At 68.3% G+C, this 14225-nt stretch carries 14 protein-coding genes; 2 read left to right on the top strand and 12 right to left on the bottom strand.

Annotation, left to right across the window (positions count from 1 at the left end; translation table 11 throughout):
* Positions 1-17 precede the first annotated feature (17 nt).
* The 12 genes from AC3WMR_RS09175 to AC3WMR_RS09120 all read right to left on the bottom strand — a co-directional run bounded on the left by AC3WMR_RS09175 (position 18) and on the right by AC3WMR_RS09120 (position 12030).
* A complete protein-coding gene (locus AC3WMR_RS09175) occupies positions 18-1034 on the bottom strand; it encodes a chemotaxis response regulator protein-glutamate methylesterase (RefSeq protein ID WP_492266452.1) in 1017 nt (338 codons plus the stop codon).
* Entirely contained in the window at positions 1031-3292 is a 2262-nt protein-coding gene (locus tag AC3WMR_RS09170) for a hybrid sensor histidine kinase/response regulator (protein ID WP_492266451.1), read from the bottom strand. The genes AC3WMR_RS09175 and AC3WMR_RS09170 overlap by 4 nt, the downstream gene beginning before the upstream one ends.
* Positions 3289-3960, bottom strand: a complete 672-nt coding sequence (locus tag AC3WMR_RS09165; RefSeq protein ID WP_492266450.1) for a chemotaxis protein CheW — start codon at positions 3958-3960, stop codon at positions 3289-3291. The genes AC3WMR_RS09170 and AC3WMR_RS09165 overlap by 4 nt, the downstream gene beginning before the upstream one ends.
* Positions 3953-5407 (bottom strand): CheR family methyltransferase, encoded by a 1455-nt coding sequence (locus AC3WMR_RS09160; protein WP_492266449.1) that lies wholly within the window; start codon positions 5405-5407, stop codon positions 3953-3955. Before AC3WMR_RS09160 ends, AC3WMR_RS09165 begins: the two co-directional genes overlap by 8 nt.
* A complete protein-coding gene (locus AC3WMR_RS09155; protein WP_492266448.1) occupies positions 5404-5940 on the bottom strand; it encodes a chemotaxis protein CheW in 537 nt (178 codons plus the stop codon). The genes AC3WMR_RS09160 and AC3WMR_RS09155 overlap by 4 nt, the downstream gene beginning before the upstream one ends.
* A 7-nt stretch (positions 5941-5947) precedes the next feature.
* Entirely contained in the window at positions 5948-7567 is a 1620-nt protein-coding gene (locus AC3WMR_RS09150) for a methyl-accepting chemotaxis protein (protein ID WP_492266447.1), read from the bottom strand.
* Positions 7568-7916: 349 nt separating this feature from the next.
* Positions 7917-8318, bottom strand: coding sequence for a type II toxin-antitoxin system VapC family toxin (locus AC3WMR_RS09145; protein WP_492266446.1), 402 nt, complete (start codon positions 8316-8318; stop codon positions 7917-7919).
* Positions 8315-8587, bottom strand: a complete 273-nt coding sequence (locus AC3WMR_RS09140; protein ID WP_492266445.1) for an antitoxin — start codon at positions 8585-8587, stop codon at positions 8315-8317. The genes AC3WMR_RS09145 and AC3WMR_RS09140 overlap by 4 nt, the downstream gene beginning before the upstream one ends.
* Before the next feature lie 50 nt (positions 8588-8637).
* Positions 8638-10116 carry an amidase gene (locus AC3WMR_RS09135; RefSeq protein ID WP_492266444.1) on the bottom strand — a complete coding sequence of 493 codons (1479 nt, stop codon included), beginning with the start codon at positions 10114-10116 and terminating at the stop codon, positions 8638-8640.
* Positions 10117-10292: 176 nt separating this feature from the next.
* Complete coding sequence (locus AC3WMR_RS09130; RefSeq protein ID WP_492266443.1) at positions 10293-10805, bottom strand: PaaI family thioesterase; 513 nt, start codon at positions 10803-10805, stop codon at positions 10293-10295.
* Positions 10806-10933: 128 nt separating this feature from the next.
* Entirely contained in the window at positions 10934-11818 is an 885-nt protein-coding gene (locus tag AC3WMR_RS09125) for a LysR family transcriptional regulator (protein ID WP_492266442.1), read from the bottom strand.
* The gene (locus AC3WMR_RS09120; protein ID WP_492266441.1) at positions 11806-12030 is read right to left on the bottom strand and encodes a hypothetical protein; all 225 of its coding nucleotides are present in this window, start codon (positions 12028-12030) and stop codon (positions 11806-11808) included. Before AC3WMR_RS09120 ends, AC3WMR_RS09125 begins: the two co-directional genes overlap by 13 nt.
* Positions 12031-12176: 146 nt before the next feature.
* On the opposite strand from AC3WMR_RS09120, the gene AC3WMR_RS09115 reads away from it, so the two are divergent.
* Both AC3WMR_RS09115 and AC3WMR_RS09110 read left to right on the top strand, forming a co-directional pair.
* Positions 12177-13706, top strand: coding sequence for an MFS transporter (locus AC3WMR_RS09115; protein WP_492266440.1), 1530 nt, complete (start codon positions 12177-12179; stop codon positions 13704-13706).
* Between the two features lie 100 nt (positions 13707-13806).
* Positions 13807-14211 carry a group III truncated hemoglobin gene (locus tag AC3WMR_RS09110; RefSeq protein WP_492266439.1) on the top strand — a complete coding sequence of 135 codons (405 nt, stop codon included), beginning with the start codon at positions 13807-13809 and terminating at the stop codon, positions 14209-14211.
* Positions 14212-14225 lie beyond the last annotated feature (14 nt).

Genomic DNA, 14225 nt, shown 5'->3' with positions numbered 1-14225 from the left:
TCGCTGTATCCGCCGGGTCAGGCAAACGCCTGGATCAAACGGGGTGCAATCTTATCCAATGGGCGGATTTCAACGGCGGCCTCCAGGGCCGCCGCCGCTTTGGGCATGCCGTAGACCGCACTGGTCGCCTGGTCCTGGGCAATGGTCAGGCAGCCACGCTCGCGCAGCGCCTTCAGGCCGCGCGCCCCGTCCTGCCCCATGCCGGTCAGCAGCACGCCGACCGCCAGGCCGCGCCAATGCTGCGCGACGCTATGAAAGAATACGTCAATTGAGGGACGGTACAGGCTTTCTTTCGGATTCTCGGTGTACCGCAGCGTACCATCCGCCACCAGGTGCAGATGGTCGTCGGTGCCGGCCAGCAGTACCTGCCCGGGAGCGGGGCGCTCGCCTTCGCGCACCAGCCGCACCGGCAGCGCCACCTGGTCGTTCAGCCAGTCGGCCATGCCGGCGGCGAACGAGGCGTCCACATGCTGTACCAGCACGATGCCGGCGGGAAACGTGACGGGCAGGTCGTGCAGCAGCTGCGCCAGCGTGGCCGGGCCGCCGGCCGATGCGCCGATCACCAGCAGCCCGTGCGAGGGCCCGGGTTGCGTCGCGTTGCGGGCCACCGGCGACAGCGCCGTGCGGTTGTTGCCGTAGCGGCCGATCAGCCAGCCGATATTGCGAATCTTGCGCAGCAAGGGCGCGGCCGCCGTGCGCAGGTCGGCGCTGCCCACCACCGGCGTATCCACCGCGTCCAGCGCGCCGTGGCCCATGGCGTCGAACACCCGGGCGGTGTGGCGGGCCACGTCCACCGTGACCACCACGATGGCGCAGGGGCTTTCGGCCATGATGCGGCGGGTGGCCTCGACCCCGTCCATGACGGGCATGATCAGGTCCATCAGGACCACGTCGGGGCGGTCCTGGGCGCAGCGTTCCAGGGCCTCCTGGCCATTGGAGGCGACCCAGGCGACTTCAAGCCCGGGTTCCAGGGCAATGACACGCCGCAGGGTTTCGACGGCCATCTGCAGATCGTTGACGATGCCGATTCTCACGTTCGCGCCTTTCCGATCAGGTCTTCGACGGCGTCCAGCAGGGCGTCGTCGTGGAAGCTGCCCTTGGCGAGGTAATAGTCGGCGCCGGCATCCAGGCCCCGCCGTCTGTCCTCTTCGCGATCTTTGTAAGACACTACCATCACCGGCAGGCTTTGCAACTTGGGGTCAGCCTTGATGCGCGTGACCAGCTCGATGCCGTCCATGCGCGGCATGTCCACGTCGGTCACCACCAGGTCGAAAGGCTCGTTGCGCAGCATGTTCCAGCCGTCCATGCCGTCGACCGCCACCGCCACGTCAAAGCCGCGATTCAGCAGCAGCTTGCGTTCCAGTTCGCGCACGGTCAGCGAATCGTCCACCACCAGCACGCGCTTGCGGCGCCGCGCCTGCGCCACCGGGCCGCCGCCGTCCACGCGAGTCAGCCGGCCGCCTTCGACCAGCTTCTGCACCGACAGCAGCATGTCCTCGACGTCCAGGATCAAGAGCGGCGTGCCGTCGTCCATCAGCGAACCGGCCATCACGTCCTGCACCTTGCCCAGGCGCGGGTCCAGCGGCTGCACGACCAGCGTGCGCTCGCCCACATAGCGGTCCACGGCAATGCCGTAGAGCTTGTCGTGGTCGCCCACCACCACGACCGGCAGGGTCTCGGCCGCCGGCGCGGGGTCGCCCGACCGCAGGATCTGACGCGCCGACACCAGGCCGATCTGACGGTCCATGAAGCGGAAATGCTGGTGCCCTTCAAGCTGCTCGATGTCTTCAGCGCGCACCTGCAATGCATGGCTGACGTAGGCCAGCGGAAACGCGTAGATCTCGCCCTGCACCTCGACCAGCAGGCTGCGCACCACCGACAGCGACAGCGGCATTTCCAGCACGAAGCGCGTGCCCTGCCCCGTCTGCTGGTGGATGCGCACGGCGCCGCGCAACTGCCGCACCATGGTCTGCACCACATCCAGCCCGACGCCGCGGCCCGATATCTCGGTCACTTCGCCGCGCGTGCTGAACCCGGACAGGAACAGGAATTCCAGCAGTTCGGCCTCGCTCAGGCGAGCGGCGGTCTCGCTGTTGGTCAGCTTGCGCTGCACCACTTCGACCCGCAGACGGTCCAGCGAAATGCCGCCGCCGTCGTCGCTCAGTTCGATCAGCAGCATGCCGGCGGCGTGGCGCGCCGACAGCCGGATCAGGCCTTCGGGCGACTTGCCGGCTTCCAGGCGGTCCATCGGCATCTCGATGCCGTGGTCCACCGCGTTGCGCAACAGGTGCATGAGCGGGGCATCGAGCTTGTCCAGGATGTCGCGGTCGACCTGGGTGGTGTCGCCGTCGATTTCCAGGCGCACCTGCTTGCCCAGCGACCGGCCCAGGTCACGCACCATGCGCGCCATGCCGCCCACGCCGTCGCCAAAGGGCCGCATGCGGCAGGCCAGCGCCGTGTCGTACAGGCGCTGCGCCAGGTGGCCCATGCGCCAGCCGAATTCATCGACCTCGCTGGCGCGCTGCGTCAGTTCCTGCTGGCAGGCCTCGACGATGCGCTGGGCATCGTCCAGCGCGGCCTGGCTGCGGGCGTCCAGGTGCGCCCCGGCCAGCGAGGCGCGCAGGCTGTCCAGTGCCTGGCCGGCGCCCGATTGCAACCGCCGAAGCCGCAGCATCGATGCGCTGAACGGCGCGATCCAGTGCGATTCGACCAGGGTCTCGCTGGACAGGCCCAGCAGCTTGTTGAGCGTGTCGGCCGTGACCCGCAGCACCCGTTCGCCCTCGCCCAGCGCCTGGTCCGACACGCGGCGCGCGGGCGGTGGCGCCGGCGGCGGATCGTCCGGCCGCTGGATGGGCGGCAGGAAGTCGGACGGCCGGGGCGCGCGCTCGACCACCGGCGCGGCCGGCGGCGCATTCGGCGCGTTGGACAGGCGGGCCACCAGGTCGTCGATCTCGCTGCCGAGTTCGGCGCCGGGCGTGGCCACGCGCTGCAACAGGTCCGCGCCCAGCAGCAGCGCGTCGATATCGGCGGCCTGCAAGCGCAGCCGCCCTTCCTGCGCCGCCACCAGGCAGTCTTCCATGGCATGCGCGATGCGCACCGCCGGATGCAGGTCGACAATGCGGGCTGCGCCCTTGAGCGAATGCGCGGCGCGCATGCAGGCCTCGAGCTGGGGCGCCGACGTGGGATCGTGCTCCAGCGCCAGCAGGCCGTTGTTCAGCACCTGCACCTGATTGCGGGTTTCCAGCTGGAACAGTTCCAGCAGCGAGGCGTCGCGCATCTGGTCCGGGTTCACGCCAGGCTCCGTTCCAAGGCTTGCATCAACAGGGTTTCGTCCAATACGCCCACGCCGCGGGCCCCGCAGCGGACCACGCCGCGCGAGTATTTCAGGCTGGCGCCCTCGACGGTGGCGGGCAACGCACCCAGCGCGTCCAGGTCCACCGAATGAATGCCCTCGACCTCGTCGACGGGCAGCACCACCGCGCGGCCCGCGCCGCCGAAGATCAGCATGCGGGCCGCGGCCGGCCGATCACGGCCGCCGTCCGCCGCCGTGGCATCCAGCCCCAACAGCCGCGCCAGCGATACGCACACCGTCAGGGTGCCGCGCACGTTGGTCACGCCCAGCACCGCCGGGTCGCGCCGGTGCGGCAGCGTCAGGATGGCGCGCGTGCTGGCCACTTCGTCCAGCGCCTTGGTGGGCAGGCCCAGCCATTCATTGCGCAGGCGAAACACCAGCAGCGACGACAGGCGCGCCTGCGCCGCCAACGCGGCCGTAGTGTCTTCGGCCTGCACGGCGGCCTGCGGCGGCAGGCGGTCCAGGATGCGCTTGGCCGCCGCGGCGTACACCGGACAGTTGCGGCAATGCACGTGTTCGGGCAAACGTTCGCAGCTTTTATCGCCGCGAATGCCGATGCGGTTCCAGCAATCGTCCACTTCGGACAGCCTGGCCAATGCGTCAGTCACGGCGGGCCTCCTGGCGTGCGGCGCGCGCCTGCAAACGGCGGGCGCCTTCGTCGTCGCCCTCGGACGCGATCAGCGCGGCCAGGTGCAGCAGCGCCTCGCGGTGGGTTGGGTCCAGGTACAGCGCCTTGCGGTAGGCGGCCTGGGCCTGGCGGGCATCGCCCTCGGTGTCCTGCAACAGGCCCAGCAGATAGAGCGCCTCGGCGCTGGCGCCGTGGCGGTCCAGGTGGGCGCGGCATTGCGTCATGGCCTCGGCCACCCGGCCCTGGTCGGCCAGCGCGGCGATGCCGCGCAGCGAAGCGTCGGGATCTTGGGATGCGGACGTGGAGACAGATGCAGAGGCGGAACTGATCGTGGACGAGAAAGCCCGTGGGTCCGCCGCCGCCCCCCCGCGTACGGCGGTGTGCGCCGACGCCGCCCCCACGGTGGCCGACAAGGGATTGCCCGCGGACATGGCGGGCATCGTCGGCATTGCCTGCACCCCGCGCGCGTCAGCCGCGCGCATGGGCGCGTGGCCGTGGCCATGCGCCCGCGCGGCGGGCCGTGGCGCCGGCGGCGGCGCCGTCCAGGCCATCGAAGCGGGCGCGGCGTTTTCAACGGGCGGCGCGGGTTCGGCACGGAACGCAAACGCCCGTGCCATCGGCACCGCGGGCAGGCGCCGCGCGGTCAGCAGGCTGGTTTCGGCCGGCCCCACGAACAGCACGCCATCGCGGCGGGCAAAACGGCGCAGCACCGCGACCGCGCGTTCCTGCGTGGCCGCATCAAAATAGATCAGCAGGTTGCGGCAGAACACGAAGTCATACGGCACCGCGTGCAGCAACAGTTGGGCGTCGAACAGGTTGCCCGCCAGGAAACGCACGCGCGCCATGACGGCGTCGGCCAGCTGGTGGCCGTCGGCGGTCTCGGTGAAATAGCGGTCGCGGTACGACAGATCGTCGCCGCGGAAGGAATTGCGGCCATAACAGGCGCGCCGGGCGAATTCGACCATGCGCTCGCTGATGTCCACGGCGTCCACCTGGAACCGAGCGGCCGGCACGCCGGCATCCAGCAACGCCATGGCGATGGAATACGGCTCTTCGCCGCTGGAACAGGGCACGCTCAGCACGCGCAGCACCCGCGCGTCGCTGACGGCAGCCGATGCCCCGGCTGCCGCGGCCGAGGACATCGCGCGCCCGGTGCCGAACAGTCGCTCCCGCGCCAGCGCCGCCATCGCGGCCTGGGATTCCGGATAGCGGAAGAACCAGGTCTCCGGCACGATCACGGCCTCGATCAGCTGCTGCATCTCGGCCGGCGAGGTCTGCACGCGCATCAGGTATTCCTGCTCGTCGTCCGCGCCCACCGCCTGCATGCGCAGGCGAACCGCGCGCTCGATCGCGGCCTTGCCGATCGAGCCGCTGTCCAGCCCCATCTTGCGCTTGAGCACCGTGCTGAAATCATCCACCAGCATCATGGCAGGGCTCCGACCCGCGCCACATCGGCGGGAAACAGCAACGCGCGCACCGGCTCGGGCAACAGGTCCGCCACCCTCACGGCCTGCACCATGCCGCGCGCATCGCTCAGCACCGGACCCAGATAGCGCGCGGCCGGCGTATCCAGCCCGACGGGCTGGAACGCCGCCGGGTCATAGTGCACGGTTTCGGTTGCCTGCTCCAGGATCAGCCCCAACAGGCGCGCCTCGCGCTGGCCATCGGGCCGGTAACGCACCAGCGCCAGCCGGGTGCTGGTCACCATCACCGCGTCGCCGGCCCCCGCCAGGGCGCTCAGGTCGATGGCCGGCACGGCCGTGCCGCGGCAATCGAACATGCCGGCCACCCAGGGGGGCGTGCCGGGCACCTGCTTGAACCCGCGCATGCCCAGCACCTCGACCACGTCGGCCGCATCCAGCGCGTAGCGGTCCGCACCGATGCGAAACAGCAGGTACAAGCGGCGCCGGGCGGCGGCGTTGCCGGCCGCCGCGGGCGGGATCGGAGCAAGGTCGGGCATGGCCGCCTCAGACCTTGAAGCGCGATACGCCGCTGCGCAGGTCGTTGGCCACCAGCGTCAATTCCTCGATCGCCAGGCTGGACTGGCGCAGCGATTCCACTGTCTGCTGGGCCGCGTCGCTCAGTTGCTGCAACGCCTGGTTGATCTGTTCGGCGCCGGTCGCCTGCGCCTGCATGCCTTCATTGACCATCTGCACCCGCGGCGCCAGCGTCTGCACCTGCTGGATGATCTGCGACAGCTGGTCGCCCACCTGCTGCATGTCGGCCATGCCGCGGCGCACTTCTTCCGAGAACTTGTCCATGCCCATCACGCCGGCCGACACCGACGACTGGATCTCGCGCACCATCTGCTCGATGTCGTAGGTCGCCACGGCGGTCTGGTCCGCCAGGCGACGGATCTCGGTCGCCACCACCACGAAGCCACGGCCGTACTCGCCGGCCTTCTCGGCTTCGATGGCCGCGTTCAGCGACAGCAGGTTGGTCTGGTCAGCCACCTTCGTAATAGTTGTGACCACTTGCGTGATATTGCCGGCCTTCTCGTTCAGGATGGCAAGCTTGGCGTTGACCGAGCCGGCCGCGCCGACCACGTTGCGCATCGTGTCTTCCATGCGCGCCAGGCCCACCTGGCCGCTGCCGGCCAGCGAAGCCGTCTGCTCGGCGGCGCTGGACACTTCCGTCATGGTGCGCACCAGTTCGCGCGAGGTCGCCGAGATTTCACGCGAGGTGGCGCCGATCTCGGTGGTGGTGGCCGCCACTTCGGACGCGGTGGCCTGCTGCTGCTTGGACGTCGCCGCGATTTCGGTCACCGACGTGGCCACCTGCACGGCCGACCGCTGGGTCTTGCCGACCAGCCCGGTCAGTTCGTCCACCATGCCGTTGAAGCCGCCTTCGATGGCGTTGAATTCGTCTTTGCGGGCCAGCGTCAGGCGGCGCGTCAGGTCGCCGCCGCCGGTGGCTTCCAGCGTCTTGACGATGGAACTCATCGGGTTGACGATGGCGCGCATCAGCAAGATGCCGCAAATGACGGCGGCCACGATGGCCAGCCCCAGCGACACCAGCATGCCGATCTCGGCATTGTCCACGGCCCTCTGGATGCTCACCGCGGATTCGTCGGCCTGCAGCTTGTTGGCCGCCACCATCTGGGCCAGCATGTCGCGCCCGATGTAGAACGCCGGCCGCAGGTCGGACTTGACCCTGGCCTGCGCCTTCGCCGGGTCCGCCTGCATGGCCGGATCCAGGATCTCGCCGCGGATACGCATGTAGGCTTGCAGGGCCTTTTCAAACTCGTTGAACATCCGCTCGTCGTCGCCGCGCACCACCGTGCGGCGATATTGCTCGATGTTCTCTTGCAGTTGCTGGTCGTTCTTGGGCAGTGCGGCCAGGCCGGCCTGGCGCTCTTGTTCGGTGTCGCTGTTGAATGCGTCCTGCACCACCACGAAGCCCGCGAACCACGACGAGCGGATCGAGGTGCTGTAGTAGATGCCCGGCACGGCATCGGTGTTGATCGACTTGGCCTCGGCCTCGACCTGCAGCAGCCGTTGGTAGTCGACCACCACCATCAACGCCATGATGGCCAGGATGACCAGGAAGCTGGCGATGATGCGTTCGCGTAGTGTCAGATTCTTCATACCAGGGACCTTTGTGCAGTATCGGCTCGCCAACGCCCGGGTCGGCGCGGTCGATGCTGGCGGCGCACGTTGTCGGCGCGCCGGCCGCCCGTTCATGACGGGATGTGGGAATAATCAACAATTATTGCAAAGGCGCGGCCACTCAGCCATGAAAAAACAGGGGAAACCCCGTAAACCGGCCGCGGTTCGTCGGGAAAAAGCAAAGCTCTCTTACAAGGGCTTGTCTTTTACTGTGACAACGCGTACCCCGCGCCTGGCGATTGGCTTCGGGCTGCACGCGTAAAACACCCCGCGAAAAAAACTGGGGTTCGCGGCCTGAACCGGGCTGCTGGCTCATGGCCCAGCAATGTCAGAGCAGCCAGTTTTCCAGCGCCAGGCCGCGGATACGCTCGAATTCACGAGTATTGCCGGTCACCAGCGTCAGGCCCAGCACGCGGGCGTGGGCGCCGATCAGCAGGTCGTTGCCGCCGAGGGTGTGCCCCGCCGCTTCCAGTTCGGCCCGGATGCCGCCGTATTCAGCGTCGACCGGCACATCCACGGGCAGGATGGGAATCGTGTCCAGCAAGCGCTCGACGCGTGCCTGCAACCTGGCTGACCCTTTGCGGGCGCAGCCATAGCGCAATTCGGCGGCCACGATGACGCTGGTGCACAGGTCACGGTGGCCGACCCGGGCGACGTGCCGGGCCGCCCGCCCGTCGGGCTCGCGCAAGAGCGCGCTGATGATGTCGGTATCCAGCAAATAGCCGCTCACAGCACGTCCACGGGGCGCGGCGGTGTGTCGTCGATCTCCGGAAGTTGATCGTCCGGCCCCAGTGGCGCTTCCTTGCGCCACTGCGCCAGCAGTTCCACGAGGTTGGTCGGACCCGCCAACGGTTCAAGGATGAGCCGCGCGCCATCGCGCCGGATCAGCACGCGATCACCCGGCAATTCGAATTCAGCCGGGATGCGCACCGCCTGGCTGCGGTTGTTGCGAAACAGCTTGGCCTCGCGGGGCCGGGAGGCCGGTTTGGGAATCGCCATGGCATTGCTCGTCCTGAGGTTACATATGCCAAAGTGTATATGCCTACCGCCTACTCCCACAAACCCTGCGGCGATTGCTCGCCCACCCAGTCGCGCACTTGCTCATAGGCATGCGCCAGCCGCAGCACCGCCAGGTCGCCGCGCGGCGGCCCGATCAGTTGCATGCCCATGGGCAGCCCGGCCGCGCCAAAGCCCACCGGCACGCTGATCACCGGGCAGCCGGCCAGCGTCCAGGGCGTCACGGTTTCCATCCAGCGGTGATAGGTGTCCATGCTGCGGCCGGCAATTTCCTTGGGCCAGTCCAACTGCGCATCGAACGGAAACAACTGCGCCGTGGGCACCGCCAGGAAATCGACATCCTGGAAGATGGCCAGCACCGTCTGGTACCAGGCGCTGCGTTCTTCGGAGGCCTGGAACACCTGGTGCGCCGTCATGCCGTCCAGGCCTTCGACTTCCCAGATCAGCGCGGGCTTGACCAGCTTGCGCGTCTCGGGGTTGCGCACCAGGCCGTGAAACTGCCCGCCCACCATCAGGTGGCGGTGCGCCAGCCAGATGCGCCACAGCCGCGCCGGGTCGAACGGCACGCGATAGGCGTCGTCCTCGCAGCCCACGGCTTGCAGGCCGGACAGCGCCTGTTCGCACAGTTCAAGAATGCCCGGCTCCATCGGCAGATAGCCGTTCCAGTCGCCCAGCCAGCCGATGCGCGTGCCGCGCAGGTCGGCATCCAGCGGCTGCGCGAACACGGCCGGATCGTCGCCCAGCGACAGCGGCACCCGCGCATCGGGCCCGGCCATCACCGACAGCATGCGCGCCACGTCACGCGGCGTGCGGCCCATGGGGCCTTCGTAAGACAGCTGCTTGAGGAACACCTCGTTGGACGGCCCGTAAGGCACGCGCCCGGCCGAGGGCCGCATGCCGTAGACGTTGCAGAAGGCCGCCGGGTTGCGCAGCGAGCCGCCGAAATCGCTGCCGTCGGCCACGGGTAGCAGGCGCGCGGCCAGGGCCGCCGCCGCACCGCCGCTGCTGCCGCCTGCCGTGCGGGACCGATCGTAGGGATTGAGGGTGGTGCCATAGACCTGGTTGTAGGTGTGCGACCCCAGGCCGAATTCCGGCACATTGCTGCGGCCGATGAAGATCGCGCCCGCGGCGCGCATGCGTTCGACCAGGATGGAATCGTGCGGCGAAACATGGTCTTTGTAGACCAGCGACCCCATCGACGTGACCATGCCTCGCACGGCGGTCAGGTCTTTGGGCGCCTGCGGCAGGCCATGCAGCCAGCCCAGCCACTGCCCCGCCGCCAGTTGTGCGTCGCGCTCGTCGGCTTCGCGCAGCAGCTCGTCGGCATCGCGCCGCGCCACGATGGCGTTCAGTTGCGGGTTGACCGCGTCGATGTGCTGCAGATAGGCCGACATGACCTCGCGGCAAGACACCCGGCGCTGACGAATCGCGTCGGACAGCGCATGCGCGGGCATGGCGACGATATCGTTCAGGCGGCCCAGGGGCGCGGTCGGGGGGGTGTGGTGTTGCATCGTTGTCTCCTCTTGGGGCGGCTGTTGCGCCGGCTGTCTGGCCTGCTGTGCGGCTTGCGATCGGGCTAGTGATCGGGCCGTTATTGGCACGCCGACAATACTACGCCGTGTAGCGGGGCGCGCAGGCACCAGGAGGGACATTCCGGCGTCACCGCGCCGGACGGTCACGCACGGAATCAGACGGACGGACGCGCGAACACCAGCAGCGTGGACGTCGCCGACGCCAGCAAGCGCCCCTGCGCGTCGGTCAGCTTGGCTTCGGCATACGCCACCCGCTGGCCGAACGACAGCACCCGGCCCTCGGCCCGCAACAAGCCGCTGTGGCGCGTGATGGCCTTGTGATAGGCCACCTTCAGTTCCAGCGTGGTGTAGGCCTGCTCGGCCGACAGGCGCGAATGCACCGCGCAGCCGCAGGCCGAATCCAGCAAGGTGGCGGCATAGCCGCCATGCACCGTGCCGATGGGGTTGTAGGCGTGCGGGCCGGGGGTACCGGCAAACACCGCCAGGCCTTCCTCGGCCTCGACGAAATCGAAATCCAGCGACACCAGGATGCCCGGCTTGCGGCCCGAGGCCAACAGGGCGCGCAATTGCTCCAGGCCACTCAAGCCGGCCCCAGTCTGATCAACGAGGCTGGGCTCGCGTTGCAAGGCGGAGGACGCGCGGACGGACGGGGTGGAATCAGATGACATGCGTAGGGCTCCGGAAGGGGATGGGAACGGGCCGGGCGGCGCGGCGACACACACGCCCCCGGCGCCTGTTGAACATGTTCACGATCCTAATATGACGATCATCATATAGCAAGCGCAGCCGTCTCGTTTTACGCGAACAGATGCTGCGCCAGGTGATCCACGAACACCCTGAGTTTGGGCGACGGATGCCGGCTGGCGGGCCACAGCGCCCACATCGTGCCATTGCCCCGCGTGCGCTCATCCAGCACGATTTTCAGCCGACCGGACGCCAGTTCGTTGCGGATGGTGAAGTCCGGCAGGCAGACGATGCCCAGCCCGCTCAGCGCCAGGAATATCCGCATCTCGACGCTGTTGCACACCAGGGTCAGCGGCAGCTCGGGCGCCTGCGCCGAGGGCCCCATCTTCAATGGCCATTTTTCCAGCTTGCCGGTGCTGGGGTAGCGGTAATGCAGGCAGCAATGGCGCAGCAGATCGGCCGCGCGCTTGGGCGTGCCGTGCTTTTCCAGATACTCGGGCGAGGCAGCCAACACGCGCCGAAACGGCCCCAGGCGCCGACGCTTGAGTCCCGAATCGTCCATCTCGCCGGTGCGCACCACGGCGTCGTAGCCTTCGCCGATCACATCGACCATGCGGTCGGTGAAATCCAGGTCCAGTTCGACCTGCGGATAGCGCTTCAGGAAACTGGCCAGGGCCGACTCGAACAAACCGCTGTAGCGCGGCAGGCTGACCCGTAGCCGACCGCTGGGCGTGCCACTGGCTTCGGACAATTCCAGTTCCGCGGCTTCCACCTCGCACAGGATGCGGCGGCAACGTTCCAGGAACTTCTCGCCTTCGGGCGTCAGCGCAATGTGGCGGGTGCTGCGATGAAACAGCCGCACCTTCAACCGCGCTTCCATCCGCGCCACGCTCTTGCCCACTGCCGACGCCGACACCCCCAGCACCCGGCCCGCCTCGGCAAAGCTGCGCGTGTCGGCCACCAGCACGAACACGCCGATGCCGCTCAGGCTATCCATTGCGTTGCCTCTCTACTCATTTGCGTCGCCTCTCTAATCATTTGCCTGGCCTTGCTATTCATTTGCCTGGCTTCGCCGTTCATTGCCTTGCCCTCGCCGTTCATTTCCTGGCCTCGCCCTTCATTGCCAGGCCATTCACTTGCCTGGCCTCGCGCTGTTGTTGCCCTGCCATCCATTGAGCCACCTTCCGCCATTTCAATACGGACTTTCATGTCCGGAATATTCGGAATCCTAGCCTATTTTTCTTTTATCTCCGGCTGCTTATTCTGCGGGCACCGCGTGGGTGGAGTGGCGTGATTGCCGCCCATCACGCCCCTCTTCCTGCTTGCCCTGCGGCGCCGCGCCGCGTATTCCGACCATGACATCGCTCGAACTTTCCCCCGCCCCCAACCGCTGGCTGCAACTGCTGGCCGCCTGCCTGACCGCCGTATTGATCCCGTTATGCTTCACCGGCCCCGCCGTGGTGCTACCTTCGATCAGCCAGGCGCTGGGCGGCACGCCGGTGCAATTGAACTGGATCCTGAACGGCTACATCCTGGCCTACGGCAGCGTCATCATGGTGTCCGGCAGCCTGACCGACCTGTATGGCCCGCGCCGCGTCTGGCTGGGCGGGCTGGCGTGGTTCTGCGCCTTCACCTTCCCGGTCGCCTGGGCGCCGTCGGCCGGCTGGATCGACTTCCTGCGCCTGATGCAGGGCGTGGGCGGCGCGGCGGCCTTTGCCGCGGCCATGTCGTCACTGGCGCCCCTGTTCCATGGCGCGGCCCGCGCGCGCGCCTTCAGCCTGCTGGGCACGACCTTCGGCATCGGCCTGTCGTTCGGCCCGCTCATCTCGGGCTGGCTGGTGCAGACGGCCGGCTGGCGCTGGGTCTTTCATGGCACGGGCCTGGTGGGGCTGATCGGCCTGGCGCTGGTGGCCGCCAGCGTGCCCGCCACGCCCGGCTTGGCACACGGCCGCTTCGATTGGCGCGGCGCGCTCAGCTTCACGGGCGCCCTGGGGCTGTTCACCTACGGCATGCTGCTGGCCCCGGAAAACGGCTGGACCGACGCCGCCGTCGCCGGATCGCTGATCGCCTCCGTGCTGCTGGCTGCCGCCTTCATCGTCGCCGAACTGCGCACGCCGCATCCGATGCTGGACCTGTCGCTGTTTCGCAGCGCGCGTTTCGTCGGCGTGCAGGTGCTGGCGGCTTCGCCTGCCTTTCTTTTCATTGTCTTGATCGCCATCCTGCCCGGACGCTTCATCGGCATCGACGGCTACAGCGCGTTGCAGGCCGGGCAACTGATGATCGGACTGGCCGCTCCCTTGCTGGTCGTTCCCTTCCTGGCGGCGCTGCTCACGCGCTGGGCCAGCCCGGGTGCGCTGTCCAGCGCAGGCCTGGTCGCGGTCGCGGCGGGCCTGGCCTGGCTGGCCCGCGACCTGTCCGGCGGGGCGCACGCGCTGTGGCTGCCCATGGGCCTGATCGGCATCGGCATCGGCCTGCCGTGGGGCCTGATGGACGCCATGGCGGTCAGCGTGGTCGAACGCGAACGGGTGGGCATGGCCACCGGCATCTTCAATACCGTGCGCGTGTCCGCCGACGGCGTCGCCATCGCCGTGGTCAGCGCCCTGCTGGCCACGTTGATCCACGCGCAGACGGCCAGCGCGCTGCCCGGCGCCGATCCCCTGGCGCTGCTGCAAGCCGCCAACCGCGCCGCGCTGGGGCAACTGGCCGAGGCGGCCCAGGTGCTGCCTGGCGCCAGCACGCTGCTGCACCAGGCCTATGACACGGCCTTCGGCCACGTGCTGTATGTCTTGGCGGGCATTGCACTGCTGCTGGCCGTGCTGGTGTACGCGCTGCTGGGGCGAACGCAGGCGATAGCGGTCGCAGCCGTGCGCACGCAGGCATCCTGATACCGCCGGATCCCAGGGGTTTGCGCCAGATCAACTCGCCGGCCCCACCCCGCGCCCTACTATCTACGGCATCTTTTTTTCCGCCGCCCGGGAGACGCCCTTGTCCGAATCCGACCTTTGCACCGAAGCCGAAATCCGCGACCTGGTGCATACCTTCTACGCCAAGGCGCGCGCCGATGCCGCCTTGGGCCCGGTATTCGAGTCCCAGGTGCACGACTGGGATGAGCACTTGACCACGCTGTCGGACTTCTGGTCGGCCGTGTTGCGGGGCACCCGGCGCTTCACGGGCATGCCGATGCCCAAGCACGTGGCCATGCCGCACCTGAGCGCCGAATTGTTCGAACGCTGGCTGGCGTTGTGGAGTGAAACCCTGGCCGCCCTGCCCAACCGCGCTCTCGCCGACGCCGCGGGTGAAATGGCCCAACGCATGGCGCGCAGCCTGTGGTACGGCTACCAGTTGAGCCGCGACCCGAACCAGCCGCTGACGGAACTGCGCCCGGCGTAAGGGCCTGCCCCAGG

It is taken from the genome of Achromobacter sp. FW305-C-28, from assembly GCF_058783235.1.
The sequence above is the reverse complement of the archived record's forward strand: the minus strand, read 5'-3'. Positions and strand labels throughout refer to the sequence as shown.

Bases quoted from the DNA above. Each gene is read 5' to 3' on its own strand.
- AC3WMR_RS09160 (WP_492266449.1), bottom strand. From the start codon at position 5,407: ATGATGCTGGTGGATGATTTCAGCACGGTGCTCAAGCGCAAGATGGGG.
- AC3WMR_RS09155 (WP_492266448.1), bottom strand. From the start codon at position 5,940: ATGCCCGACCTTGCTCCGATCCCGCCCGCGGCGGCCGGCAACGCCGCC.
- AC3WMR_RS09150 (WP_492266447.1), bottom strand. From the start codon at position 7,567: ATGAAGAATCTGACACTACGCGAACGCATCATCGCCAGCTTCCTGGTC.
- AC3WMR_RS09140 (WP_492266445.1), bottom strand. From the start codon at position 8,587: ATGGCGATTCCCAAACCGGCCTCCCGGCCCCGCGAGGCCAAGCTGTTT.
- AC3WMR_RS09135 (WP_492266444.1), bottom strand. From the start codon at position 10,116: ATGCAACACCACACCCCCCCGACCGCGCCCCTGGGCCGCCTGAACGAT.
- AC3WMR_RS09130 (WP_492266443.1), bottom strand. From the start codon at position 10,805: ATGTCATCTGATTCCACCCCGTCCGTCCGCGCGTCCTCCGCCTTGCAA.
- AC3WMR_RS09125 (WP_492266442.1), bottom strand. From the start codon at position 11,818: ATGGATAGCCTGAGCGGCATCGGCGTGTTCGTGCTGGTGGCCGACACG.
- AC3WMR_RS09120 (WP_492266441.1), bottom strand. From the start codon at position 12,030: ATGAAAGTCCGTATTGAAATGGCGGAAGGTGGCTCAATGGATGGCAGG.
- AC3WMR_RS09115 (WP_492266440.1), top strand. From the start codon at position 12,177: ATGACATCGCTCGAACTTTCCCCCGCCCCCAACCGCTGGCTGCAACTG.